This is a genomic window from Pseudomonas sp. St386, from assembly GCF_018325865.1.
Taxonomy (GTDB): domain Bacteria; phylum Pseudomonadota; class Gammaproteobacteria; order Pseudomonadales; family Pseudomonadaceae; genus Aquipseudomonas; species Aquipseudomonas brassicacearum.
In genome coordinates this window covers 2,551,677-2,577,440 of sequence record NZ_AP021900.1, presented here as the reverse complement: position 1 = coordinate 2,577,440, position 25,764 = coordinate 2,551,677, and the positions used below count along the sequence as shown (strand labels likewise).

Below are 25,764 nucleotides of genomic sequence, written 5' to 3'. Positions count from 1 at the left end.
GGGGCCACTGTTCGGTCATTTTGACTCAGCTTTTTCCCGCGATGATAACGACCCCAATCCGCTCTGCCAGATTGAGCACCGTGTCGAACACAGTCGGGTCGCCGGTCAAGCTGCGTGACGCCCCCTGCGGATGGAGTGCGCCGTCAGGAATCCGGTCACCGAAGAGCACCACCGCACGTGCCGAATCATCTTGTCGCGACACCCAAGACAGCCCTTGGGCATCTGGACACTGACGGTGGATTGCCTCGGCCCATTTGCGCGTCGCAGGATATTGATCTTTCTCAGTGTCGATCAATTGTTTGCGCGTGATGCCTAGTTTCCGCAGTGGCACGCTGGACAGATCAACCAGGTGCAGCGGTTGGCTAACCTGGACGGCAGAATGCACCTGTCCAGTCAGCTTGCCTTTGTCGAAGCTCTTAAACCCAGCCGTATGGGGAACGTCGTGGAAGACGGTCTCCATCAAGGCGCAATCGACTGTCGTGCCGCCATACAAGGTGGGAATCGCCCGCCCCTGATCATCCTGGATCGGGCTGAAGCGTGCATTGCCGTGCACACCGGGATTGAATTGACCTGGCTGATACTTATCTTGATGCACACGATGAAGCACATCGCCTTTGGCGATCACGGTGAAAGTGACGTGCAACGTAGCCGCAGGCACTGGGGTAACGGACGCCGCCAAATCCGTGGGAGGCGTCGCCCTACCCTCACTGGACTCGGTACGCTGCTTAGCCATGGACAATGCCCTGGATCTCATCCTGTGCGGCAGCAATCACCCGATCAGGCGCCGATGCCAACAGGTCCTGAGGTCTTTTGCCTCCCAGAAAACTATTATCGGACCGAAACCAGTAAGCCATCCCCCAGCCGTCCTTGTGACCAGCGAAAGCCTCAATGATTTTGGCCAGTGCCTTGAACGGCCGATAGCCCGCGTCCGGGTCCAAGCCGTAACCAGGGAAATAATCGACCCCACCGTGGCTGATCGCAAAGATCTGCCCTTGCTTCTTCCACTTATTAGGCTGAGCACTGGGGTTTCGAGTACTCAACTGGGCCACCTGGGCGATGTCTGCGGCGGTCAGCCAGTCACCGCTTTCCAACACCGCTTTGCGGGCCTGTACCAGCATTGCCGCTTCCTTGAGCAAGCGAGGCGAAGGCGGCTTACGCGTCACAAACACCTCGGCCAGTCGCTCCAGCGACTTCGGGTCCTGACGCTCCTGCAGCACCTCGTACATCGAAGAAGCCACATTGGCGAAGTTTTCCGCCAACGCCTCAAATACGCTGAGGTTGACCTGATCAAAAGACACGACCAGCACTCGGTCCGCATGCGAGCGGCTCAAGCTGGCCCGAGCCTCCTTAGGCGTACCGACCAAAGTGGAGACGCCCGACTGCTCTGTAACGCTCATGGAAATCTCCTCACCAGTTATCTGCGCTATCAAATACTAGCATATCTTTGATAACCCCAGCCCTGGCCTAGCCTCCATTCATCCGGATACATAGGTAGGATTGAGGGGAGCACGCCATGCCGTCGATCAGCACGGTGACTCTGGGACGAAAAGTCTAAGGATACGATCTTGGCTTTCAGGTGTGGCGAGCGAGCTAAAGACCAGCAATGGTGGATCGAAAGAGTCGGCATAACCCAATTCAGCACCGCTTGAATTCCCGGGCGGTCCCGCTCCCCTAAGGGCCGAAAATTTGTACCACATCGATCTAAGAAGGTGTTCTCTCCGCCAACAGTTTGGCATTGCGCTCAAGCCGTCGCTGGTCGCGGGGATCGATACCCTTCGCGACCTGCGCCCTGGCGATATCACGCAGAGCGCGAGCATTGCGCAGACCTATTTCAGGATAAGTACCGAGCGAAATACGAGGCTGCTTGCCCGCCCAGGAAAAGCGGAAGTGCCAGCTCTTGGTGCCTTTCGTATTCACGAAAAGTGCGAGGCCATCAAAGTCAGGAAGGGTATAGTTTTTGGCGCGAGGTTTGGCGTGCCGGATCGCCGTATTGGTAAGGACCATCGTACTAACTCCCTCATATGAAATGAAGGTGTGTTGTACAGTTTTCAGAGTACCAAGCTGCTCAAAAAACTGATTTACCAAGCGTCGAGTTGATGTACTAAAAAATGTACTAAAAAATCGTGGATACTAATGTATCAGAGTAGACTTTACTGGAACGAAGAAAGAGGCCGAGGCCTCTTTCTTTGACTTCTAAATACTTCAATGGAAGTCTATAGAAAAATAATTGGAGCGGGAAACGAGACTCGTATCTGGTGTCCGACTCGTTGAAATATAAGGGGTTTCTTTTCTTTGCTGGGCAGGAGAAGACTTGATTCTGGACTTGTTTTTAAACTGTATCAAGAGCAAAAGTAGTCGCAATTCCAAGCCAAGCTGTCGAGATCTATCGACAGCCAATCGGGGGGAGCAGTCATTCAACCAATGACCTCTATTTCGCTGGATTGGCTCGGAGCTACATACCGCCGAAAAAAGTGCGGCCCCACACCCTCCAACCTTCACGTTGACAGTCGACCGCTTAAACAAGAGCGTTTTCGGTGATTGAATGCTTCTCTCGTGCTGTCTGACAGTTGCGCCGATCGACTGGCCCGATTATATCGAAATATGTCCTTCAGGCCACTATTGTGATACGACGCAGTAGGCAAGAATGCGGTTCTCTACAGATTAATAGGATCAAATCCAATGATTTTCAGAAAACTGCCCCTGGCACTCAGCTTCGCTTGCGCTACTGCCAGCACATGGGCATTCGCCAATACAGATATCTCGCCCGCACCGATCACGACCCAAAAAGTGGATTTTCAGCAAATTCGTAACGCAACAGTGAAAATCACCTACGGCGACACAACGTTTCTGATCGATCCGATGCTCGCGAAAAAGGGAACCTATCCTGGTTTTGAAAATACGTACCGAAGCGATCTCCGCAACCCAATGGTCGATCTCACCGAATCACCTACCGAAGTAATCACTGGCGTGGATGCTGTCATCCTCACACACACGCATCTTGACCATTGGGACGATGCCGCACAGAAAGCGCTGCCTAAGGAAATCCCTCTATTCACTCAAGATGAGGACGATGCGAAACTGGTTCGTTCCCAAGGCTTTAAAAATGTGCACGTACTGACTGGCGAAGCTGAGTTTGGCGGAGTCAAAATCACTAAGGCAGGTGGTCAGCACGGCACCGATGAGATGTATGCCGTGCCTCCCCTCGCGAAACTTCTGGGCGAGGCAATGGGCGTTGTGTTTCAAGCCCCAGGCTACAAAACTCTTTACCTTGCCGGCGACACCATCTGGCGAAAGGAAGTAGATCAGACCATTCAAAAATATCAGCCCGAAGTTATCGTACTTAATACCGGGAAGGCGAAGGTGAATGGGTTCGATAGCGCAATCATCATGGGTGAGGACGACGTCCTACACGCATCCCAAGCGGCAAAAAACGCGAAGATAGTCGCCGTGCATATGAATGCTATTAACCACACCTCGCTAACACGTGAAGCGCTGCGCATTTACGTCAAGAAGCAAGGTATCGAAAGTCGCGTCGACATTCCAGAAGACGGTGCTTCGCTGGAATTTTGACTTAAACCTTCCAGGGGCGGGGTAATAGTTCTTTACTCCCGATCCCAGCTTAATCTCCAAATTATTGGACAATCGACGGGAGACCGTTCATGAAACGAGGTCTTGTAGTGGTTGACCTACAAAACGAATATCTACCTACCGGCAAATCACCGCCAAGTACCATTCTTCGAAATTGAACTGCACTTCCTGCTAGATCAACCCCACTCTGGTAGCCTGCTTGAAAGTATTTTTGCACTAAGCCACTTTGCAGCGCGCCTTCGGCCAGGAGCAATTTATTAGCAGAACTTTTGAGAAGTTCCTGAGCCTCAGCACTGGCCAAATCCGTATTTTTGTTGGTTCTGTATATAGATATAGAAACTAATAAAAGCACTATCAAGCCGAGACATGCACCCACCATTACAAGCATGCGAAACTTAATTGAATCCCTGAGCAAGATCATCGCATATCCTCGAAATTAGTACGGAGACCACATCAAGAGATGCAAAGTCGATCCGCGCTGATCGCTTCCATTATTTTTCAGTGAGCAATACGAAAAGACCTCATGGCCAAGAGAACAAGAGTTTGCTCCCAACGAATCATGAAGTCCTCAACGCTCTAAATCTTCCTAAACTTTATTCAGTCAAGAACATTAGCAAGCTACATGGATAGGCCCTGAGTGACTTGAAAACCCTCAAGGCCTGCGGTACCTACTCAATAGGCTCGTAAGGAAGCCCCACGTAATTTTCTGCAATCGTCCGGCGTCCAGCCTCAGAACGGACAAAGTAGTCGAGCTCGGCCTGCTTTATTCGCTGCCCAAAATCATCATTACCAGGGAAACGATGCAGTATTGAAGTCATCCACCACGAGAAGCGCACGGCCTTCCAGATTCGGCGCAGACAAACTTCAGAATAGCGTTCGAGAAGATCCGTACGCCCCTCTTGGTAAACCTTAACAAGAATGCGACTGAGTGTGCTCACATCGCTGGCCGCAAGGTTAAGGCCTTTTGCACCGGTTGGAGGCACAATATGCGCCGCATCACCCAGTAGAAAAAGGCTCCCGTACTGCATAGGCTCGACAACGAAACTCCGAAGTGGAGCAATACTCTTTTCAATGGATGGGCCAGTCGTGAGCCGGTGAGCTATTTCTGTAGGGAGCCGTTTTTTCAGTTCCTGCCAGAAACGATCATCAGACCATGCTTCGACTTTCTCATCGGTAGATACCTGAATGTAATAGCGGGTACGCGTAGGCGACCGCATGCTGCATAAAGCGAAACCGCGCTCATGGCTGGCATAGATGAGTTCCTCACTCACAGGAGGTGTATCCGCTAACACCCCCAACCAACCGAATGGGTAGACACGTTCAAACTCCTTGAGAACCCCTTCCGGGATTGTCTTGCGCGACACGCCATGAAACCCATCACAGCCTGCGATGTAGTCACAGTCCAAGCGAACAGTCGATCCATCATGATCAAAGGTAATGTAAGGCGCCAGTGATTTCATATCTTGCGGTTGTACGTTCGTGGCGCTGTAGTAAGTAATACCTCCGCTGGAGCTTCTAGCCTCCATTAGATCGCGAGTGACTTCGGTCTGACCGTAAACCATTACCGTTTTACCGTTGGTCAAACCTCTCAAGTCTATATGCTCACAACGCCCATCGAACGCCAAGTCAAATCCGTCATGAACAAGACCTTCGCGATCCATTCGCTCAGCAACACCCGCCTGTCGCAGCAAATCTACAGTCCCTTGCTCAAGCACGCCGGCACGGATACGCCCCAGTACATAATTAGGGCTCTGCCGTTCGATGATGACATTATCAATACCAGCCTTTAGGAGCAGTTGACCAAGCAGTAGACCAGAAGGGCCAGCGCCGATAATTGCAACTTTTGTTCTCATCGTTTTCGTCCTAAACGGGTGAATGCCACCATGGCGATTCTTTGTAATTTTCAGCTAAGTCGAATGCTTTATGCCGCAACTGACACAAAGCCAAACTACTAACCCACGCATGCGATTATTGGCGAAGGGATCTAGAAGGAAGTTCCTACGATGAGCTGTACGTACGTATTGATGTCATCACCACCTAACTGCGAACCTCCTTGGCTGGCAGCTTTCTCCGGCTTATACAATCCCAACACCGGACTGACGAAAATATGATCAGTTATCGCTACCTCGGCATATATGTCGAACTCCCTTCCGCCGAGGTTCGCTAGGCTACGATCAACCGGATCAAAATCGAAGTAAAGCGCTCCTAACGTAAGGTTTTCACGTGGAGTGACCTTCAAACCGACATGATGGACGCGCGTATTACTGTTGAAAGGGCCTGCATAGTTAGAGGCCACTTCACCCTGAAACCATGTGCCATACCCACGGCTATTGCCATAGAACAATGGGTCGAATGATTCAGAGAAGCGACTATAACGATAAGTGGATATGGGCGACCATGGGATAGCTGCAAAAGTCCAACTGCCCTCAAGATACCAGGCGTTCTCTCGACCACTGTCTCGGGATTGAGTGGCATATTCGACCGCAAGATTTAAATTCTGGACTCCTAGAGAGCCTGCTCCCCGTAGACTGACGGTTTGCATACCGTCACGCTCTGATTGGAACGGGGTTGCAAAACGCTCATTGACATCGAGACCTTTGATGTACGTGAGACCCAAAGCTCCCTCATCGGCCACATGCTCTAAAGTAGCCACAGCTAACTTGGTTTCTGCTTGGGCTCGATTATTTGAGCCCAGCCACATGAGGTCTCCCCTCCACCCCTTTTCCCCACCCACACGAAGCACAGCTGTCTTATCAAACGCCTTACGAGCAGCTAAATAATAAGCGCCGCCCCGATCATAGTTATCACCGAGATCGACATCGCCCAGGCTAAGTGCATCACCTTTAATTAAGAATCCGTCCCCAACAATCACTTCCTGGCGACCGGTGGAAATCTCAATACCATTTTCGCCAAGGCTAGGAAAAATGCTTCCTGAGCGCCAACCAAGATAGGCATCTTCAACCGCGGTCCGCCGCTCAGTGCCTTCCGTGAAGCCTGCTGCATCGCCGTCACCCCACGTCCCTGAACTCAGAAGGCTAAAAGCGCCATACACACTTGCTTTGCCCTCAAGTTCGCTGCTTCCATTTAGCCCATACTTGACAAAGCCTTCTCGCCAGTTCGAAGAGTCAGAATCCCGCGTCCCAGTCGTGGCGTAATTTTCGTCACTGTGCATCGCGGCAAATACGGCCTCGACCTTAGCATTAAGTACCTGGCCGCCCTGATTGTAGAGTTCGTAAGCCCGGGACTCTAGCGGAAGAGCCAATGCACCTACGGCTAAAGCGACCGAGGCATATCCACATTTCTTAGCTTCATATTTAAACGACATAACGAACCCCTTATCTTATATTTATTATTGGATTTTACGCTAGAGAATTACTGCAACATTCAAAAACAAATATTCCCACAGTACGACTCGATACTTTTTCCCACACAGTCAGCCATAAATTCACCTTCGGGCAGACTGATTTTTTGGGCGTAGCGGTCTTCTTGGCAATGGCGTTTTGCTGATCGAATGATCGCCAGTTAAGATTAAGTCGCGCACACGCGCAGATGCAGATTAAGCATACGTATCTCATGAGCTGTGCCTAATTCGCGCGTGACTACGTGCCATCGAGCAAACGTCGGTTCAATCACCGGCTATGATCGAACGATCAGCGTTTGAGGATTGCCAGCCTGAACCGCTGGGAGAAAAATCGGGGTTACCAATAACAATTCAAATCCCGTGTTCAGGGGAGGCCTGTATGCAAAGTGAGCCAACACAGCCTGGGCTCAAGCCCAAGTCTTTAGGTGTCTCCGACATCGTCTTTTTTGTAATTGCAGCTGCGGCGCCGCTCGGCGCTACGCTTGGTGCTGGCCCTGTGGTTTTCGCCATGGGAGGCACAGGCGCTCCCGGCATCTATCTGATCGCCTCGCTCGTATTGCTGCTGTTTGCAATTGGATTTGCAGCGATGAGTCGCCATGTGATCAGTGCAGGAGGCTTCGCCGAGCTAGTGACTCACGGATTAGGGCGAGCGGCTGGCAACGCAGCTGGTGGAATTGCGCTGCTTGCGTATATCACCATGTTGACTGGCATTTACGGACAATTCGCTGCCTTTGGGGCAGACCTTGCTATGTCGATTGCGGGATTGCAGGTGGACTGGCGCGTCGTAGCTCTCCTTATCATCGGACTGGTAGGAATCTTCGGCTACATGGACGTTAAGGTGTCAGCCAAGGTGTTAGGCGTGCTGATGATCTTCGAGATCCTGATCTTGCTTGTCTTTGACGTCGCGGTCATAGCCCAAACGAATGCAGAGAGCTTCACTTGGAATGGCTTCATGCCCTCTCAGATATTCACTCCTGGTCTCGGGGTGGCATTGATGTTCGCGTTTTGTTGCTTTGTAGGGTTCGAGTCCACAACCATTTACGGAGAAGAAGCTAAGAACCCAAGTCGCACCGTTCCCCTTGCTACGTATGTAGCTATCGCCATTATCGGTATCTTTTACACGCTTACAACTTGGTGCCTCGGCCTGGCTTATGCAAATAGTGACGTCCAAAGTGTTGCCGGCGCAGACATGATCAATTTTGTGTTTAATGCCAACACACAGTACGTAGGCCCCCTTTCCACAGAAGTCATGAAAATTCTGGTAGTCACGAGCGTGTTTGCGGTCTTGCTCTCCTTCCACAACGCTCTCAGTCGCTACCTTTTCGCACTGGCTCGCAACCATTTCGTACCTCGACAGCTCAGCCGAGTACATCCCAAACACGCAAGTCCGCACGTCGCTAGCGTTGTGCTTTCAATCACAACCCTTGTTGCAGTGGGATTATTTATGGTCACCAATGCCGACCCAATCCAGCATCTCTATCTGTGGATGGTTGGGCTTGGCACCCTCGCCGTTCTCGCCCTACAAACCCTAGGTGCTGCCGCAGTCGTCGGATTCACTCTCAAGACTCAAAAGTGCAGCAGGTGGCAAGGGATAATCGCCCCAACGCTAGGTGGATGCGGATTGGCAACTGCTGTTTTTCTCGCCGTGGCGAATTTTGACGAGCTGACTGGCGCTAAGGAAGGTATCGCAACTCTGCTGCCTTGGCTCGTTGTGATAGCGGCATTGGCAGGAGTTATTAACGGACTTAGGGCCAAAGAGAAATTTCCTGTCACACCAGTAGTTTCGTAGAACGGCAACCTTCCAACTATTTAAATTGAACAACAGTTACAGATGATTCCTTACTCGCGGAGTCATCTCGTGAAGGCTGCGACGCAAAATTAATTCCACGTCGCCAATAAATTCGGAGAATAACTTGAACAATCATCAACCTTATAGCGACTTCAATCTGCAGCTAATAGGAGGCGTTTGGCGGGAAGGTCGGACAGGACGATCTATGACTGTTAGCGATCCTTTCACCCAGCAGACTCTGCTCGAAATCCCTTTGGCCAACAAGGAAGACTTGAACGAAGCTTATGCAAGAGCTAAAACAGCCCAGCCTGCTTGGGCGGCCATGGGGCCGTCCGCGCGAGCCGGAGTGCTGCTAAGAGCAGCTCAGATTTTTGATAAGCGCCACGACGAGTTGGTTAATTGGATCATTTCGGAATCAGGAAGTACGCGCATAAAAGCCGAGATTGAATGGGCGTCAGCGAAAGCTATCACTTTGGAAGCTGCTTCCTTTCCAAGCCGGGTTCATGGTCGCATCGTGGAGTCCGATGTGCCGAACAAGGAAAGCCGAGTATATCGACGCCCGCTCGGCGTAGTTGGCGTGATTAGTCCATGGAACTTTCCATTCCATCTCACCCAGCGATCGCTCGCCCCGGCATTGGCACTCGGTAACGCCGTAGTTGTGAAACCTGCCAGCGATACTCCAGTAACCGGAGGCTTGCTGCTTGCACGCATCTTTGAAGAGGCCGGGTTGCCAGAGGGTGTGCTCAGTGTAGTGGTAGGGGCGGGCTCGGAGATTGGAGACGACTTCGTGCTACATCCAATACCGAGCTTTATATCCTTCACTGGGTCCACGCCGATTGGCCAGAATATAGCCCGCCAGGCAAGCAGCGGCGACTACTTGAAACATGTCGCGTTGGAACTAGGCGGTAACAACCCCTTTGTGGTGCTCGCTGATGCGGATCTCCAGCAAGCAGTTCATGCGGCTGTTGTTGGCAAATTTCTGCATCAGGGTCAAATCTGCATGGCCATCAATAGGATTATCGTGGAGGAGCCGATTTACGACTCATTCGTTTCCCTGTTTATCCAGCGCGTGAGCCATTTGGTAATCGGTGATCCTAAAAATTCGGCAACCTCGGTTGGGCCCGTCATCAACCGGAAACAGTTTGACGGATTGGTACGCAAGATCGAACAAGCGAAGTCAGAAGGCGCAACGTTGGCTTACGCTGGCGAATCTGCAGGACTGGTATTTGCGCCGCACGTTTTCACTGAGGTGACATCCGATATGGAGCTGGCCTACGAAGAAATTTTCGGGCCTATTGCAGGAATAATGCGCGCGAGGGATGCCGATCACGCATTAGAACTGGCTAACGCTACTCGTTTTGGACTTTCCGCTGCGGTCTTCTCAGGTGACATTGACCGCGGCGTCCATTTCGCGAGGCAAATCCATTCTGGCATGGCCCATGTGAACGACATGCCTGTGGCAGATGCCCCTAACGTCCCATTTGGTGGGGAAAAGAACTCAGGCCTCGGAAGATTCAATGGCGACTGGGCAATCGATGAGTTCACCACCACTCAATGGGTGTCTGTCCAGCGGAAACCACGCCATTACCCCTTCTGAGAATCCCCTCCAGTTGATTGACTGGAGGGCCAGAACAACACACTCCTGGGGGGCGCGAGCGGCTAAGCAACTTCGAAGCGACGAGCCTCAGGAATACATGAAAGAGAGTTTTCAAGGGTTTCTGTCACACAGCGTCGCAGCGATCTAACAGCTGGCGACCTGTTGCCAGCAAGTGTCGCCAAAGCCAACGAGCTCCTTGGCGCGTCAGCCAATGGCACATACCGCACGCCCGGGTGACTGAACAAGCGTGTGGCGGTAAGTGGGAAGGTATCAAACGCGCCACCATAGGCGACCGCAGCCAAACTCTCTGGAATCGATTGGACATACGCGCCAATCCGGCTAGCCTCCTGCCGCTCTGAGCCCAAACTCCAGTAAGCGGCCCATTCAGTCGGGGCTCCCTCTCCCGCTACTGCAAACGGTTGCTCGATCAGATCTGAGATTGTAAGGATCGAGGCCTGCGCCATTTCGTGGCTGGCCGGTACGGCAGCCACTCGCGGCTCGTCAAACATCACATCGAGTTCAAGACGCGGGTCGCTGATCGGTAGCCTGACGAGGGCGGCATCCACTTTGCCCGAGATCAGCGCCTGCACTTGGTTTGTCATGGACAGCTCAGTAAACACTAGCCGAATGTCAGGATTACTCTGCTGGAATAACGTAAAAATAAGGTGAGTAAGTTCGCCCGCTGCATCGCCAAAGAAGCCTAACTTCAATACACCCCGGCTGTTTTCAGCAAGGGCACGGCATTCCAGGATCGTATTGTTCATGTTTCCCAAAAGCGTTCGAGCTTGCTCTACGAATCGCTGGCCTGCCTCCGTCAAAGAAACACGATGACTGGTGCGTTCAAACAATTTGAAGCCTAGCTCGCTTTCAAGTTTGGCAATTTGAGCGCTCAGGCCAGATTGAGCAATGTTCTCGATTTCGGCTGCCTTGCCGAAATGAAGGGTCTCAGCAAGCCTGGTTGCCAAGAGAAGCTGTCTAGTGTCCATTGAGGGGTACCCTCTATTCACGGAGCGTGTATGAACCTAACATCTAGCAAGATTCATGCTAATTTTTGACTTCACTGGTGAATAGCGATGGCTATCGATCTGTGGGTTAGCCGGGGGCCTTTACCTAGGCCGACACCGCTCCCCAATCGAGCAAATCGCAAAAAAAACGCACTCGCGTAGCATATCTATGACGTTTGACACTCTTGCGCAATGAGCTCTAGGTTCAAAATGCCGATCAAGAACCCGTAGTACCTTCGCGCCCCCTCAGAAACGTTACTAGCCAGTACGCATCATGGGCAGGTAGGAAGCAGTCGGTAACAAAGCCTTTTCCCACGGTAACACACCGGCGCCCCAGCCTCGGCTGCGCCGAAGCAGCATTACTTCCCAATTCAAGCCCTTCAGTTTGAGTCCTTTCGATTCAGGAAATTGAAGAGGCTACGCATTATTTTTAACGATATAGCTTTCAGTCTATGGAGGCTTCTTGAAAATACCAGCGATCACGAAACCTGATCAAACGATCTACAAATGACCATTGCTCTGATACTAACAGGAAAAATACTATGGCCTAAGCTTTAGTCAAGTGCACAGGAACAGAAGCTGTACTAGTGATTATAATCCGGAACAATCCGGCAGCTCATGAATTTTAATTTCGGCGTCGAATCCCAAGATAGAAATATGCATAAACCATTGGCAAGTCTGAGACTTTCAAAACAACCATAATTTAAGTAACTTTGGAAATAGCCATGAAGCTTAATTACCAGCAGTCGCTAAATAATTTCTCTGAAGCCTTTCACCTTTCAAAGAAAGAAACCTCGAAAGGAAAGGAATACATTCCAGGAGGTTTTAGCAGACGAACATTTGGCTATGGCCCACATGCGATTTTCATCGATAAGGGCGAGGCTCAATATCTTCATACTATCGAAGGAAAAAAGCTACTCGACCTCAATAATAATTTCGCTACTAATGTATTGGGCCACAATCATCCAGCGATCATAACGGCAATTCACGAAACGCTGCCAAATGGATTCTCATTTGGAAACCCTACGAATCACGAGCTCGATCTTGCCAAGCTGATTTGCGAGCGCATTGACTCCGTTGAGCAGGTTAAATTCTTTTGCTCTGCCAGTGAGGCATGCTTGAGTGCCGTGCGGATCGCACGAGGCTATACTGCGCGTAAAAAAATTGCGAAATTTGAAGGTGGTTACCACGGTTTTTCCGACGACCTAGCGATCTCGGCTCACCCTAACCCGAACAATTTCCCCGGCCCGGATACTAATCCTAAGGCACTTCCAGATTCCGATGGGATCCCTGCGTATAAAAGCGACAACGTCATCGTTTTAACTCAAAACGACTTCGAGTCTTGCGAAAAAATTCTCCGGGGCAATGCGGAAGAAATCGCGTGTCTGATCATGGAGTTACAGACCTGCGCGGGAGGTATCGTAGAGCTCGATAAAGATTTCGTGCAAAAGCTTCGAACTCTTACAAAGGAACTGGGAATCCTTTTAATCGCTGATGAGACCATCACACTTCGAGCGAATATAAAGGGTCTGCAAAGCGAGTATCAAATCAAGCCAGATTTGACAGTCCTCGGCAAAATGATCGGTGGGGGCCTACCTATCGGGGCGGTGGGCGGTAGCAAAGAGGTTTTTCGAGTCATCGAGGAAAACCAGGTCATGATCTCGGGCACCCACCATGGCCACCCATTGGCATGCGCAGCGGGCATTGCCTGCCTTAAGGCCATGGATGAGAAGGCTTATGCACGACTCAACGAAATGGCGGCTAAGATCAAATTCGAGCTGAATACTTGGGCGAAAGAATCCAAATATCCGTTTACCGTTTTCGGCTCCTTTTCGGTATTCGCCTATGCATTCACTAGAGAGCTAGGTCAGACCATCAACACGCATCGTGACTACTGGCATAAAATCGACGAAAACAGCATGGGCATCTACGCATTGGAAATGGCGACTCGCGGCTACTATCCTGTCCACCGTGGCCAGGTAGGACTCACACTTCCGATGACTGACGAGGACGTCGACGGCTACATCGAGACCACAAAGGACATTATCCGTCTAATTTACTCCTAGCCATCAAAGGCTTGCGTATCCGTATCGGATACGCAAGCCTTTGTTATCAGCATTCAAAAAGCAAATTTCTGACTATCACTCTACAAATGTCCTTAATAGCATTTGTTCGCTGATGAACTGTAAGCCCGCTCCGGATAGTCAATATCTGCTCGCTGACCAGAAGACTAACACCGTTATTGCCAAACTCTCCTCTCTCAATTATTCCGTTAGCCTGCTGGGCGTGAACAAGGTGCGACACTGCGATTTATTTCTCGAAGCCTGAAAATAAGAAAATTTTATTTTAAGACAAAGAATTACGGAAAAACTAGCAGCACGGAAACTTGTAATTGAAGATACCTGCGTTATTGATGAGAGCATCCACACCACCAAATTAGTTGTCCGCTACGCCAACCTACGCTATACCCGTAACTGTTCTGGCGATGTCACCACCATGTACACGAACTTTACTGCCTGGGGCATAATTTTCTTGCGGCCCCGGTAATCTTTTCGGCATCCCTGCCACCTAACACAAACCAGGAGAAAGATTATGTTGATATCCTACGCAGAGCGGCTGAGGCCTGATCAGTGATCAGAACTGGGATTTAAAGGCCAATTTGAGATCCCAAATTATAAACTATCTGCAATCCGACGACGGCTCCATTGCTGCTAGCCTCGGCCTGTGGATTGTAGAAGTTGCTGGGGTTGAACACGTACTGCACGCTTGGCTGGAGTGCTAGATAAGGTGTCGCCTGCCACACCATGTTGAGCTCTACTCGCGACTCTCCTTTCGACACTCCTTGGTCAACACCGGTGGCCAGAAGTCGCTGGTCATGCTGATATTGAACTTGCTTGTCTCCCAAACGTAGATAGCTCGCTTTCAAGCTGACTGAATCTTGAGGGCGCCCGAATGGGCCAACACGGGTTACACCTGCCTCCACGAAGTGTTCGAAAGGCTGTAGATCGTCAGCACTCCAAGTCCATGCGCCGAATACTTGCCACGCTTTGTCTGGGTTTCCGGCAGAAGAACCGCCTTCGCGAGATAGCGTTTGCATAAAGCGGTAAATTAAGCCGCTGCTTCCACGACGGGTCGAGCCATCCAATATGTCGGTCTGTTCGGAGGTATTGTAAAAACTATTAAGCTCGTAGTGATAGGCCAAGGGAGTCTGCGCGAAGTTTTTTTGAGCACCGATGCCTGCCAACCAAGTGATACCACTCGCGTCGCCCGGGTCCCAGTTCCACCCCTTGGTGCGTTTGATGTAATGAGTAGGGTTGGACTCGAAAGCGCCAGCATGTATGTACTGACCATTGTCGAATGAGTAACGCGAGTAACCGCCCCAGCTACCGTATGGGTAAGGTAATATTCCGGTGGTGTTTTCAATGATTGGGTCATTACAAGTAACCCAGTTTTCGCAATTTATGATGTAAAAATGCCGCTTAGGATTGCTACGACCAACGTCGATCTCAAGATGGTTATCCAACAGCATTTGTTGGTATTCAAACTTCGACAGATATCCCTTGTCGATGTCGTTACGCATAGCTGCGCCACCTAGTGCACTACCTGTGGCTCCTTGCCAAGCGTTAGCAGTCGGCTGACCTTCATTGCGCATCCACGGAAAGAATGTGTATTCAAACTGGAACGTGCCGCCTGTCAACCCCATGATTTTTGACATGTCAAAATCGGCGCCAGCGAAAACTGCACCAGCGTTGGCGAATGTATGGGGACGAGGTCCAGTGTTAAGGTTCTCCAGCATCAGATCGATAACGATCAGGTGTGCCTTGACTGGACTACTGTCTGTGGTCGACGAATCGGCCCATGCCGAGTTCGCCATACTACCCAAAGCCAAACCAGCGGTTACACAAAATCGGCGCGCAGAAGTACCTGCGACGAGTGAGATCGCGTTCATTCATTTAATCCGAGAAAGGTTTTTGGTCGCGCAGCCAGTGCAGTTGCGCTTAAGGTAAGACCAGCCGATCAGTGTGCGATGGGCGAAAGTGGGCCAGGCCCCCAGATCGACTCAAGCGTGCGACCGATTGCCAGAAGTTGGGCATCCGTTCCAGGCAATCCGTCAATCTCCATTCCTACTGGAAGTCCGGACTCTTTCCCAACACCTACGGGAATACTAAGACCAGGCATCTTCACGTTGCTGCTCGGGTCGGTATTTCGAATAATCCGACCAAATTTTTGAGGCGTTCCGGCGTCAGGGCCGGCCTTGATTGCCACCTCTGGAACCGTGGGGAACAGAAGAGCATCGAGCTTGTTCTCCTCGAATGTCTTTTTATAGAGAGCTAGCAAGGCTGGGATACCCGTCTTGATCGCTTGCGCATAAGCCGGGCCGCCAGGAATCATCTTTCCATCAGACCCAACGACATTACCAGGCACCACCATAGCCGAGAAAATACCTTGGACGTCGGGACTCGAAATTTTGGTGGCCAGGGTTTCGAATGACACTCCGGTGGATTGTGATTTCAGGTAGTCAGTCAGGGCCTTACGCGCTTCCATTATCGCAACTGGCGTTGCCACAGCTGATGCCAATTGCCCCATACCCGGCATGCTGACTGAGACGATCTCTACTCCCGAACTGCGGAGCTTCTCTACAGCGGCGTTAGCTTGTGCCGAGACTTCCGGTTCTAGATCAGCCCAGAAAAAATCTGGAATGCCCAGTCGAATATGATGGGCAGGTATTGGCTTCAGAAGAGAGGCACCGCTGAGAATCGAATCCAGCAGTATGATATCTCCGACGCTGTTGGCCATTGGACCTGCCGTATCGCGACTGGTCGAAATAGGTGTGATGCCTACACTGCTGTATCGCCCAACCGTTGGGCGAAATCCAACACAGCCATTCAACGCGCAGGGCGCACGGCTTGAGCCACCTGTGTCCGTTCCCATTGCGATCGGAATCAACCGAGCCCCCAGGGCGGCGGCACTCCCCGATGACGAACCACCGGCAATGCGAGAGTTATCAAACGCATTGCGTACACCGATCAGCCGTGGAAGATGAAAGGCAGTGTTGTAACCGGTAGCGCCAAACGAGAGCTCATGCATATTGGTCTTGCCGATCACAATGGCGCCTGCGGCCTGAAGCTTATCGATAATCGGCGCATTTACCTTCGGAAAGAAATTAACGAGAGCTGGAGTACCGGCTGTGTTCGTAAAACCAATGACCTGAATGTTGTCCTTTATCGCTATAGGGACGCCACCCAAGGGAAGGCACTGCTCACCCTTAGCGAGTCGCGCATCAGCAGCACGGGCCTCGCTCAAGGCTCTCTTTGGGTTTAAAGAAATGAAAGCGTTGAGCTCGGGATGCGCGCCAATGCGGCCCAGCCAGTAGCTGACAACCGATTGACTGGAAACCTTCTTCGCGCAGATGGCTTGTGCCGTCTGCTCAGCGCTCATCAAGTAGAAGTCTTTCGGTATGTCCGACGCCGATACGCCAGCGCTTGCTGCCATAAGGCCGATCGCTAAGCAAGAGAGTCTGGTCTTCACGGATATTCCTTGCGAATCATTCGATCCCCACTGCAGGTCTCGATTATTCATTTACGCACATGGAAATATCCGTCAAACATCCTCATTAATGAGGAGGTGTCAGTGCGCGCCCATACGCATGGCAAGCTCGGTTCGATTACCAGAGTTTGTCTTGATCATCGCGTTCTTCAAATGAGTTCGAACCGTGGTGAAACCTATGGACATTATACGGGCGATCTCTTTATCGCTCCTACCTGCCGCAACGTGCTCTACAACAGCCCGTTCTCGTGGACTCAAAGCACCCTTAGGAGGCATTTCAGCTGCAAGTGCTTTCTGAAAATAGGGTGTTAGCGCGTTAAGCAGTGAAAGCTCTCTAATTCCAAACGCAGGTTGATCGACGCTACGCCATATGCGCAAATCACCCACATCCCGACCTTGGTTGAAGAAGAAAATGTTCACTCCATGGTGCATCCAGCACGGCTTGAGGAATTCGGCGTAGAGCTCACTTTGCTCTAAGCTTCGCCGGCTGATCACGTCGTCGACACAGATAGCTTGGCGCCTGGATCTCAACGCCGGTGTTAAGATATCGTTCACGTGAATTCGCTTGTCATACTCCCTAAGCATTTGCGCATCAATATTGACCGCCGCGCAACGGGTCGATCGACTCAGTCCGCTATCCCAAAGGTACGAAGCTCCAAAGTCTGACCGCAGTAACAGCGTAACATCACCAAGCACCTGCTGACGCACGTCGTCACCCGCGCCACCTGTGCGGAGTCGCCAGACGACTTGAGCGAATAAGTCAAGCTCATAACTCGTCATAGTCATTTGGTTGATTTGCATGGCATGCCTCTGTAATTAACCCGGACGTCCGAGCAATTTCTGGGCCTGATTGCGTTGTCTGGTAATGCCAAGAGCCTCAAAAAATCGTGATATCGGTCGTGATTTCACTAGCGTAGGGCTCTTGCACTTATCTCGCTGCGATTTTCAGCCGGTTAGAAAATGGTTCCTATAGCACTGCTGATTGACACAGTTTTCTCCCTTTTTAGGTGAGTCGAATATTCTCCCCAAACGATATGTAGCTTCGATAAGTAACGTTCTTGGCACTGCGACTTCACTTAACGACGACGCAACATAGCCATGATCAATAGATTGCCTGACCATCTCCCGCTGAGCCACTGACGTCGAACGCTAACGCCAACAACCAGACAAAGGCCTACTGCACAGCCTTGCCCTCGTCAATGGAGTCTTGGCTGTCCAGACCGTCCCAGCGAAGCTGGCCCATCAGCACATGGAGCATCTGGCCCCAGGCCTTGCTTAAGGAAATCTTGCCATTCCGCAGAACCCCAAAATTGGCAATTGAAGCCAATATTCCCGCGGGTGCGCTGAACATTTTGATCGGTGGCGGCTCTAGTAGGCAGAGGTTTGGTCGACCCCACGGGCACAGACAAGGTTTTTCGTTCACCGGCTCGATACCGACCGGTATCGCTATCGGCGAGAGTGCCATGGGGCCAGACTGACCCGTACCACGCTTGAACTGGGCGAAAACTCCGCACGCTTCCTGCGTGATGTCGCGCTGGTCAGGGCTATAAGCGGCATTATCGAAGCCGAATTCCTGCATCCTAGAAAATCTGCGCTACCAGCAAGCTTTCCTCTGTCCATCGCTTCCAGCTCAATCCAATCATGGACGAACTGCCGCAATGCATGGGCAAACTGAACATCAACTCGCCCCTGGGTAAAAGCACTGATTCAGTCCGGTCACTAACCGCGCGCGTCAACTTAAACCCGGTTATTTTTTTTAAAGGCTTGCGCATAAACAGCACAATGATGCACACCATGACCGGATTTCTGCCGACGCACGAGACCATCGCGCTCCAGCCGACTGAGAACCCCGGTCATGCTTGGCACGAGAATGCAAGCATGGTGAGCAAGCTGATGGCTCTCAGGCGCCCCCTGCTGACGCGATATCCGAATGATCCGCCATTGCTGTTCCGTCCGATTGTGCTTGTTAAGTGCCGGTCGAAAAAAAGCCATTGCGGCTTCGCGGGCTTGCAATAACGCCAGTGTCAGGGAAAGTCTGGGGGAGCCATATCGAAATACTTGAATGGGCGATTCGGTAGCTTAGTATCGCCAGCCTACCGGCCCAGCGCCCGCTTGCCCATCCCTCCCTCGGTCAAGATCAATGCATCTGCTGCCGAAGCGCTCTGAAAAGTGCAATTAATTCACCGTAAAAGCCATTTTTACGTACCCAATCGGCGGCCATGATCATCAGCACAAGATCAATAAGACAACAGCCAATTCACCTATGCTCTGCTCAACGCAACCCCGGCTACCGCTGGCGATACTCCCCTGGAATGATCTGCGCGTAGCGCTGGAAGAACCGACAGAAGTAAGCCGGATCCTTGAACCAAAGCTGATAGCAGGTTTCATTGGCGGAACTGTCTGTGAACAGCAGCAGACGCTTAGCTTCCTGCATCAGACGTTCCATCATAGACCGTTTGGGCGGCAGGGCGGCCATCCTCCGACACACGTCATTGAGCCGTGCTTCCACCACTCCGATACCGTCAGCGTAACGCGACAAGGGTCAATGTTGCAGGGAATGAGCTTCAATCGATTCATTGAACCGGTGGAAAATTTTCATATCCTCGTGCCAAGCCGGCCTTGCTTCCAACGAGTTGGAAAACAGGCACAACAAATTCACCATGGTCAGTCGCGTCAAACTATCCAGCGCCGCGCTACGCCCGGGACGATAACTCACCATCTCTACTCTCACTCAACTCCTCGAACAAATAATCAAGGTTCCGGCACCAGTCATAGAGGCGGCCAGTACAGCTTCGAGGTGTTCGCCGAGATCAAAAACGCATGTATTTCGATGGGCGGTCATCACCTTCCACGCTGGGGGATTGAGCAATACCGGAATCCCCCTAAAACAACAACGATTTCAGGAGAATTATCATGGGCGAAGTCGTCCTGGCCGCGAAAATCTGCCACGTCCCCTCGATGTATTTGTCGGAGCTGCCCGGCAAACACCATGGCTGCCGTGAGGCGGCGATTGCCGGCCACAAGGAAATCGGCCGGCGTGCCCGTGAACTGGGCGCCGACACCGCCGTGGTGTTCGACGTGCACTGGCTGGTCAACAGCGCCTATCACGTCAACAGCGGCGAGCACTTCAAGGGTGTCTACACCAGCAACGAGCTGCCGCACTTCATCAAGAACATGGAGTACGAATACTCAGGCGCCCCGGAACTGGGCGAACTGATCGCCGCCGAAGCCAATGCCGTCGACGTGCGCACCCTGACGCACAACATACCAAGCCTGGAACTGGAATACGGCACGCTGGTGCCCATGCGCTACATGCACATGGATGTCCCGCAAGACCAGAAACTCAACGTTGTGTCGATTGCCGCCTGGTGCGCCTGGCATCGCCTGCAAGACAGCTTCGCCTTCGGCGCCGCCGTGCGCCGGGCCATCGAAAAAAGCGATCGCAAGGTGCTGGTGCTGGCGTCCGGCTCGCTGTCCCACCGTTTCTCCGATGATCGCAACGCCGAAACCAACATCCACAACTGGACGCGGGAATTCGACAAACAGGTCGACCTGCACGTCGTCGAAATGTGGCGCCAGGGCCGCTGGAAAGAGTTCTGCGCGATGCTCCCGGACTATGCCGAACACTGCTTTGGCGAAGGCAAGATGCATGACACCGCGATGCTGCTGGGGTTGCTCGGCGGGCCGGATTACACCAAGCCCGCCGAGATCATCACCGAACCCTTTGGCAGCTCGGGCACCGGGCAGATCAACGCCATTTTCCCTGTTTGAGCGCATGGCCGCCCGGCATCCCGCGCGGCCTGAAGGAGCCACCATGCCCCACTTCATTGCTGAGTACACCGACAACATCGAGCAACACGTGGACCTGCCCGGCCTGTTCGAACAAGTCCACGCCACCCTGGGCGATAGCGGCGTGTTCCCGCTGGGCGACATCCGCAGCCGTGGCGTGCGGCTGGACACCTGGCGCATGGCCGACGGCAAACACGACTACGCCTTCGTACACATGACCCTCAAAGTCGGCCATGGCCGCGACTTGGCGACACGACAGGCCGTCGCCCAACGCCCGTTCGATGTCATCACCGCGCACTTCGCCGACCTGCGAGCCCAACGCCTGCTGGCCTTGTCGTTTGAAATGGTCGAATTGCACGAGCAGCTCAACTTCAAGCAAAACAATGTGGCGCCTTCCTCAAGGCACAGGTGAGTTAACCCGCCCCAGCCCGTTCGTCCCATCGGCCTCTCAAACAAAAAGTATAAAACCATGAGCACAGCCAACACCGCCGACACTCTTGCGACCATCGCCCGCGACCGCACCCACAGCGCCATCACCTGGCGGCTGATGCCGCTGTTGCTGATCTGCTACCTGTTCGCCCACCTAGACCGCATCAACATCGGCTTCGCCAAGATGCAGATGAGCGCCGACCTCAACTTCAGCGACACCGTCTACGGGTTCGGAGCCGGCCTGTTCTTCATCGCCTACGCGCTGTTCGGCGTGCCAAGCAACATGGCCCTGGACCGCGTCGGCCCACGGCGCTGGATCGCCACGCTGATGGTGGTGTGGGGCGCGCTGTCGACCTGCATGTTCCTGGTCGACAGCGCGAGCGGCTTTTATGTACTGCGCTTTTTGCTCGGCGTGGCCGAGGCGGGTTTCTTTCCGGGCATCCTGGTATTCCTGAACCGCTGGTACCCGGCCGGTCGGCGCGCACAAATCACTGCCTTGTTTGCGATAGCGGTGCCGATGGCCGGGGTGATCGGCGGGCCGCTCTCGGGCGGCATCCTCGAACACTTTCATGACCTGGGCGGCCTGCGCGGCTGGCAGTGGATGTTCGTGATCGAGGGCGCACCGGTCATCCTGCTCGGGCTGGTGGTGCTCAAATGCCTACCGGACAGTTTCGAGAGCGTCACTTGGCTGACACCTGCGCAAAAACTCCAACTGCGCGAACAACTGCACAGCGAAGAACAACGCAAATCCATCACCTCGTTTTCCGCGATTCTGCACAACCGGCAGGTGTGGTTGCTGGTGGCGGTGTATTTCGCGGTGATGCTGGCGGTCAACACCCTGGCGTTCTGGATGCCGACGCTGATCCACGGTGCCGGGGTCGGCAGCGACGGCAAGGTCGGCCTGCTCAGTGCGGTGCCGTACCTGGCCGGGTGCTTTTTCATGATCGGCTGCGGGCGCTCGTCTGATCGGCACCGCGAACGCCGCTGGCACCTGTGCATGCCGTTGCTGATGGCGGCGGGCGGCATTGCCCTCGCCGGGCTCGCCCCTGCCAATCCAACCCTGGTGCTGGGCGGCCTGATCATCGCCGGCATGGGCGCCAGTGCGGCGTTGCCGATGTTCTGGCAACTGCCGCCGGCGTTCCTGTCCAACCACACCCAGGCCGCCGGCATTGCCTTGATCAGCTCTTTCGGCAGCATCGCTTCGTTCTTCGCGCCCTACCTGATCGGCTGGATGCGCGACACCACCCACAGCGCCAGCCTGGCCCTCTACGCCCTGGCGCTGCTCATTGCACTCGGTGGCGTGCTGGTGCTGCGCACCCAGGCAGCCATCGTCAACCCTCACTAAGAGATCCTTGTCATACTCGATCAACAGCTTATTCAGCAAGCCGCCGCGCGCCTAGACCGCGCAGAGCGTTCAGGCGAGAAGGTGCGTCAGTTTTCTCTGGACCATCCAGGGATCGCCATAGAACACGCTTATGCCAAAAATGCTGGAGATGGGTATGAATTGCCTACCGGTTTTAAGCCTCAGCCATGTCTCGACGATTCTTAAGGATCAAATCCAACTCAACAGCTATTTCATCAGCAGCGGACAGCAATCATCGCCTTGCCCACGTCCATAAACGATGACGCCAATGCAGGACGGTATGAACAAGCAACCAATACCCAAGCAGCCTTACTAACCGGCAGCAAAGCCATGGCCATCGTTGCCTGGGGTCAAACCATTGAGCGCACATTAGGTGACAACCCAACACATTTACCGGACATGCTCGCGTGATGGGTTGAGCAATATACTCATGGCTGCAACTCGTTGGGTAATGGACCTTCAGCTTCGAGGATTCGAACACTTGAGGGTTGTCGCCCCAACGAAGATGTACGCAATTTGGCTCAGGGAAACGCTATTGCTAGCACAGTGATAAAGAGTATGGACAGAGGATCTGAGGCGGACATGGCCCGCCGTTGATCCAGCTCCGAATTAGAGCTTGTATGTCCTTCATCAGAACAGGGCTCCCTAACTAGGCTCAGTCCGTCCGTTATCAAACGCAGCAAGTCTTCTTTCTTAGCGCGCCCGACTATCGTCAGTATGGCCGCCGCTTCGACCATGTGCTGTTCGGTCCATTTGATTCAGCTTTTTCCCGCAATGACGGCGGCCCCAATACGGTCAGCCAGATTGAGCACCGTGTCGAACACAGTCGAGTCGCCGGTCAAGCTTCGTGACGCCCCCTGCGGATGGAGCGCACCGTCAGGAATCCGATCACCCAAAGAGCACCACCGCACGTGCCGAATCATCTTGTCGTGACACTATGACAGTCCTTGCACATCAGACCATTGACGGTGGATTGTCTCAGCCCATTTGCGTGTCGCGGGGTACTGATCTTTCTCAGTGTCGATCAATTGCTTGCGCGTGACGCCCAACTTACGCAGCGCCACGCTGGACAGATCAACCAGGTGCAGCGGCTGGCTGATTTGAACAGCAGAATGCACCTGCCCAGCCAGCTTGCCTTTGTCGAAACTCTTGAAGCCAGCCGTGTGGGGAACGTCGTGGAAAACGGTCTCCATCAAGGCGCAATCGACTGTCGTGCCGCCATACAAGGTGGGAATCGCTCTGCCCTGATCATCCTGGATCGGGCTGAAGCGTGCGTTGCCGCGTACACCGGGATTGAATTGATCTGACTGATATTTATCCTGATGCACACGATGGAGCACGTCGCCCTTGACAAGCACCGTGAGAGTCACGTGCAGCGTAGCCGCAGGCACCGGAGTGACGGACGCCGCCAAATCCGTGGCAGGCGTCGCCCTACCCTCACTGAACTCGATACGCTGCTTAGCCATGGACAATGCTCTGGATCTCATCCAGTGCGGCAGCAATCACCCGATCAGGCGCCGGTGCCAGCAAGTCCTGGGGCCTTTTGCCGCCCAGAAAACTGTTATCTGAGCGGAACCAGTACGCCATACCCCAGCCGTCCTTGTGGCCAGCGAAAGCCTCAATGACTTTGGCTAGTGCCTTGAATGGCCGATAGCCTGCATCCGGATCCAAGCCATAACCAGGGAAATAGTCGACCCCACCGTGACTTATGGCAAAGATCTGCCCCTGCTTTTTCCATTTGTTGGGCTGGGCACTCGGGTTTCGGGTACTTAATTGTGCCACCTGGCCGATGTCCGCGGCGGTCAGCCAATCACCGCTTTCCAACACCGCTTTGCGGGCTTGAACCAGCATTGCTGCTTCCTTGAGCAGGCGAGGCGAAGGAGGCTTACGCGATCTGCTTGGTGCTCTCAGCGCACCAGAACCTCGCGTGCTAACACTCCATTACACCACTGAAAGATTGCATGACATCAACGCCGAAGGACCGCTTCGTATGGGCTATGCATGGCCAACCGTATGGCATCACGCTCAGACCATCCCTACTGCGCTTGCATGTATGGGTCGTAGCAGGCACTCGATGTTCATGGCCGCAGCACACTTTAGTTCCTGCGCGTCGTCTCGACCTTGAAGGGCGGACGCTAGCGCTGATTCGGCCCTACATCGCGTACTCGGAGTCATCTTTTAAATGCTACACGTGAGTTTTGCTGAGTGGCTCGTAGATTTGTACGACGCCAAAGGATTGTGCCGACGGATAGTTAATGAAATTAAATTATCACCTGCTCGCTGGGATAGAAGGCGCCAAGCAGCTCAATGAAGGACTGACGCAACCAACGATTCGCCGGGTCATGGTGGAACCGCGTATGCCAGTACAGGTGGATGTCGTAACCGCAAATGTCCCAAGGCAGGCGGACCAGGCGCACATCGGTGATTTCGGCGAAACGGCGGCCGACCGCCAGAGGCACGGTGGCGATCATGTCGGACTCGGCCACCAGAAACGGCACGCCCATGAACCGTGGCAGGCTGAAACGCACCCGGCGCGTGACGCCATGGGCGGCCAGTTCACGGTCCAGCACACTCATGCCACGCTCTTCGGCCTGGACCGCGACGTGCACGGCCCCCTGGTACTGTTCGGCGCTTATGCTGTCGCCGATAGTGGGATGATCGTTACGCACGATGCACACGAATGAGTGACTGTACAGCGCCCGGTGCCGGATCGAGGTGTTGAGCAAGCGCGGGAAATAGCCGATGGCCGCGTCCACCTCCCCGGCGTCCAACCCCTCCTCCAATTGCTCCGACGACAAGGCCTGGGTGCGAATTCGCAAATTTGGCGCGGTTTTGTCGAGCATGCGCATCAGTCGGGGCAGGAACACCATTTCACCAATGTCCGACATGCACAGCACCAGTTGTCGGTCGGAGTGTTCGGGGACGAACCCCGTGGACGGCAACACTTCGCTGCTGACCATCTCCAGGATGCGTTGCACCGGCTCGGCGATCTGCAGGGCCCTGGCGGTAGGCTGCATGCCGCGGGAGGTCCGGATGAACAAAGGATCGTCGAACAACGTGCGTAGCTTGGCTAGGGCGAAACTCATGGCAGGCTGGCTGAGGCCCATGAGATCACCGGCCAGGGTCACGCTTTGCTTTTTGCGCAGCGCATCGAAGACCTTCAGCAGGTTGAGATCGACGTCCTTGATATCCATATTTTGGATTTTATCTATAAGTGAAATAAGGTTTTCGGATTCTAGGTCGAAGCCTAGACTCGGCACAAGATCGTTAACTCGATTAACCGAATTGGCATCCTCA

19 protein-coding genes and 5 pseudogenes are annotated in these 25,764 nt (G+C 53.2%); 9 read left to right on the top strand and 15 right to left on the bottom strand.

Annotated elements, in window-relative coordinates:
• Positions 1-25 precede the first annotated feature (25 nt).
• The 3 genes and pseudogenes from KI235_RS11430 to KI235_RS11420 all read right to left on the bottom strand — a co-directional run.
• Entirely contained in the window at positions 26-733 is a 708-nt protein-coding gene (locus tag KI235_RS11430; protein ID WP_212795721.1) for an RES family NAD+ phosphorylase, read from the bottom strand.
• The gene (locus tag KI235_RS11425) at positions 726-1,397 is read right to left on the bottom strand and encodes a hypothetical protein (protein ID WP_212795720.1); all 672 of its coding nucleotides are present in this window, start codon (positions 1,395-1,397) and stop codon (positions 726-728) included. The genes KI235_RS11430 and KI235_RS11425 overlap by 8 nt, the downstream gene beginning before the upstream one ends.
• A 340-nt stretch (positions 1,398-1,737) precedes the next feature.
• Positions 1,738-2,004, bottom strand: a pseudogene (locus KI235_RS11420) (Arm DNA-binding domain-containing protein); the annotation flags it as partial.
• A 675-nt stretch (positions 2,005-2,679) separates the two neighbouring features.
• Between KI235_RS11420 and KI235_RS11415 the strand changes: the two are divergent.
• The gene (locus KI235_RS11415; protein ID WP_025214389.1) at positions 2,680-3,570 is read left to right on the top strand and encodes an MBL fold metallo-hydrolase; all 891 of its coding nucleotides are present in this window, start codon (positions 2,680-2,682) and stop codon (positions 3,568-3,570) included.
• Positions 3,571-3,659: 89 nt separating this feature from the next.
• Positions 3,660-3,734, top strand: a pseudogene (locus tag KI235_RS11410) (cysteine hydrolase); the annotation flags it as partial.
• A 522-nt stretch (positions 3,735-4,256) separates the two neighbouring features.
• On the opposite strand, the gene pobA reads toward KI235_RS11410, so the two are convergent.
• Together pobA and KI235_RS11400 are read right to left on the bottom strand one after the other, a co-directional pair.
• Positions 4,257-5,441 (bottom strand): 4-hydroxybenzoate 3-monooxygenase, encoded by a 1,185-nt coding sequence (pobA, locus tag KI235_RS11405; RefSeq protein ID WP_212795719.1) that lies wholly within the window; start codon positions 5,439-5,441, stop codon positions 4,257-4,259.
• Positions 5,442-5,572: 131 nt separating this feature from the next.
• Positions 5,573-6,913 (bottom strand): alginate export family protein, encoded by a 1,341-nt coding sequence (locus tag KI235_RS11400; protein WP_244864293.1) that lies wholly within the window; start codon positions 6,911-6,913, stop codon positions 5,573-5,575.
• Between the two features lie 415 nt (positions 6,914-7,328).
• Between KI235_RS11400 and KI235_RS11395 the strand changes: the two genes are divergently transcribed.
• Entirely contained in the window at positions 7,329-8,738 is a 1,410-nt protein-coding gene (locus tag KI235_RS11395; RefSeq protein WP_025214392.1) for an APC family permease, read from the top strand.
• Positions 8,739-8,862: 124 nt separating this feature from the next.
• Positions 8,863-10,335, top strand: a complete 1,473-nt coding sequence (locus tag KI235_RS11390) for an aldehyde dehydrogenase family protein (RefSeq protein ID WP_025214393.1) — start codon at positions 8,863-8,865, stop codon at positions 10,333-10,335.
• Positions 10,336-10,397: 62 nt separating this feature from the next.
• On the opposite strand, the gene KI235_RS11385 is transcribed toward KI235_RS11390, so the two are convergent.
• Positions 10,398-11,321, bottom strand: a complete 924-nt coding sequence (locus KI235_RS11385) for a LysR family transcriptional regulator (protein ID WP_025214394.1) — start codon at positions 11,319-11,321, stop codon at positions 10,398-10,400.
• A gap of 743 nt (positions 11,322-12,064) precedes the next feature.
• Between KI235_RS11385 and KI235_RS11380 the strand changes: the two genes are divergently transcribed.
• Positions 12,065-13,405, top strand: a complete 1,341-nt coding sequence (locus KI235_RS11380) for an aminotransferase class III-fold pyridoxal phosphate-dependent enzyme (protein WP_025214395.1) — start codon at positions 12,065-12,067, stop codon at positions 13,403-13,405.
• Between the two features lie 581 nt (positions 13,406-13,986).
• On the opposite strand, the gene KI235_RS11375 is transcribed toward KI235_RS11380, so the two are convergent.
• The 6 genes and pseudogenes from KI235_RS11375 to KI235_RS11350 form a co-directional block, all read right to left on the bottom strand.
• Entirely contained in the window at positions 13,987-15,288 is a 1,302-nt protein-coding gene (locus tag KI235_RS11375; RefSeq protein ID WP_025214396.1) for a carbohydrate porin, read from the bottom strand.
• Positions 15,289-15,356: 68 nt separating this feature from the next.
• Positions 15,357-16,868: an indoleacetamide hydrolase gene (gene iaaH, locus KI235_RS11370; RefSeq protein ID WP_025214397.1), complete on the bottom strand. Its 1,512-nt coding sequence runs from the start codon at positions 16,866-16,868 to the stop codon at positions 15,357-15,359.
• Between the two features lie 99 nt (positions 16,869-16,967).
• Complete coding sequence (locus KI235_RS11365) at positions 16,968-17,687, bottom strand: helix-turn-helix transcriptional regulator (protein ID WP_025214398.1); 720 nt, start codon at positions 17,685-17,687, stop codon at positions 16,968-16,970.
• Between the two features lie 373 nt (positions 17,688-18,060).
• Positions 18,061-18,465, bottom strand: coding sequence for a hypothetical protein (locus KI235_RS11360; protein WP_025214399.1), 405 nt, complete (start codon positions 18,463-18,465; stop codon positions 18,061-18,063).
• A 221-nt stretch (positions 18,466-18,686) separates the two neighbouring features.
• A pseudogene (locus KI235_RS11355) lies at positions 18,687-18,878 on the bottom strand (MarR family transcriptional regulator); the annotation flags it as partial.
• A 295-nt stretch (positions 18,879-19,173) separates the two neighbouring features.
• Positions 19,174-19,648: pseudogene (locus KI235_RS11350) on the bottom strand (helix-turn-helix domain-containing protein); the annotation flags it as partial.
• Positions 19,649-19,799: 151 nt separating this feature from the next.
• Here KI235_RS11350 and hpaD point away from each other — a divergent pair.
• From hpaD to KI235_RS11330, 4 genes and pseudogenes are all read left to right on the top strand, one after another.
• A complete protein-coding gene (gene hpaD, locus KI235_RS11345) occupies positions 19,800-20,657 on the top strand; it encodes a 3,4-dihydroxyphenylacetate 2,3-dioxygenase (protein WP_025214402.1) in 858 nt (285 codons plus the stop codon).
• A gap of 43 nt (positions 20,658-20,700) precedes the next feature.
• Entirely contained in the window at positions 20,701-21,087 is a 387-nt protein-coding gene (locus KI235_RS11340) for a 5-carboxymethyl-2-hydroxymuconate Delta-isomerase (RefSeq protein ID WP_038436686.1), read from the top strand.
• 57 nt (positions 21,088-21,144) lie between these two features.
• On the top strand, positions 21,145-22,449 hold the full coding sequence (locus tag KI235_RS11335; protein WP_025214403.1) for an MFS transporter: 1,305 nt from the start codon (positions 21,145-21,147) through the stop codon (positions 22,447-22,449).
• Between the two features lie 12 nt (positions 22,450-22,461).
• Positions 22,462-22,581: pseudogene (locus tag KI235_RS11330) on the top strand (2-oxo-hepta-3-ene-1,7-dioic acid hydratase); the annotation flags it as partial.
• A gap of 821 nt (positions 22,582-23,402) precedes the next feature.
• On the opposite strand, the gene KI235_RS11325 reads toward KI235_RS11330, so the two are convergent.
• The 3 genes from KI235_RS11325 to KI235_RS11315 all read right to left on the bottom strand — a co-directional run bounded on the left by KI235_RS11325 (position 23,403) and on the right by KI235_RS11315 (position 25,661).
• On the bottom strand, positions 23,403-23,933 hold the full coding sequence (locus KI235_RS11325; protein ID WP_223528795.1) for an RES family NAD+ phosphorylase: 531 nt from the start codon (positions 23,931-23,933) through the stop codon (positions 23,403-23,405).
• A complete protein-coding gene (locus KI235_RS11320) occupies positions 23,926-24,318 on the bottom strand; it encodes a hypothetical protein (RefSeq protein WP_025214405.1) in 393 nt (130 codons plus the stop codon). The genes KI235_RS11325 and KI235_RS11320 overlap by 8 nt, the downstream gene beginning before the upstream one ends.
• Before the next feature lie 410 nt (positions 24,319-24,728).
• Positions 24,729-25,661: a LysR family transcriptional regulator gene (locus KI235_RS11315; protein WP_025214406.1), complete on the bottom strand. Its 933-nt coding sequence runs from the start codon at positions 25,659-25,661 to the stop codon at positions 24,729-24,731.
• Between the last annotated feature and the right edge of the window lie 103 nt (positions 25,662-25,764).